We start from the raw sequence: 1003 nt of genomic DNA on the forward strand, positions 1-1003 counted from the left end.
AGTAGGGACGCGACAATGGCAGGTCTTCGTTACGCGCTCATGCAGCGAGCCGCTCGAATTGCTCGGCGAGTGACAGCCACTGATTGCAGGCATATTTCGCCTGCTGTTTGCGCATCATATGGATCAGCTCGATGCCGTCCAGGATCACGCGGGCGCTGGCAACGGATTTGAAGCCGAGCATGGGGCGCACACGGCGTTTGATGGCGCGATGATCCTGTTCGATGCGATTGTTCAGGTAGGCACTCTGCCGGATCCTGATTGGCTGCAGCATGCACCCCGATCTGTCCTGCAGCCGGCTCTCGGAATCACACGACAGGATGGCTTCCCGATTGGTCTGGCTGCCGTCGATGACGATCCGCTCGGGTCGGCCGTGGCGCTTGAGCGCCTTGCGCAGAAACCGTTTGGCAGCAATGAGGTCCCGTCGTTCGCTGAACCAGAACTCCACCGTGTCGCCATGGTTGTCGATGGCGCGGTAGAGATACGCCCAACGCCCGCGCACCTTGATATATGTCTCGTCGACGTGCCACCTGCCGGTGACCGCTCGCTTGCGCCAATTGAACCGCTTCAGCAATTCGGGCGAGTAGCGCACAATCCATCTGTGAATGGTCGCGTGATCGACGGAGATCCCGCGCTCGGCCATCATCTCCTCCAGGTTCCGGAGGCTCAGGTTGTAAGCCAGATACCAGCGGACGCAGAGCAGGATCACCGACCGGTCAAAATGCCTGCCTTTGAACATCCCTGTCTCCGCTCCTGTGACTATGGTCACCGTAGCTGAAACTCTGAAACGAAAAGTTTGCGACGGATCCTGGCGCAACGGTCAATGAGACGGGATCAGGACAACCAGCTTATCAACCAGTGCCGCGAGTACGTGTCTTTGATGCGGACCCGATCCGCGGATTCCCATCCGTGGCCGCGGCCTGTGAGCCGCATGAAAGGCCGCACACATGGCAGCCCTGACCGTGCGCTGTATCGATCCAAGGATTTTTCTTGCGTCACCAGGGGC

Annotated in this window: 1 protein-coding gene; it reads right to left on the reverse strand. The window is 59.5% G+C overall.

The genetic code is table 11. The annotated features are described in order from the left end of the window. Window positions 1-37: 37 nt before the first annotated feature. Window positions 38-736, reverse strand: a complete 699-nt coding sequence (locus ACYVOK_RS01395) for an IS6 family transposase (protein WP_460660364.1) — start codon at window positions 734-736, stop codon at window positions 38-40. Between the last annotated feature and the right edge of the window lie 267 nt (window positions 737-1003).

It is taken from the genome of Kribbella swartbergensis (assembly GCF_054784135.1).

What these genes read in the sequence shown, in the direction of transcription:
- ACYVOK_RS01395 (WP_460660364.1), bottom strand. Translation starts at nt 736, where the DNA reads ATGTTCAAAGGCAGGCATTTTGACCGGTCGGTGATCCTGCTCTGCGTC.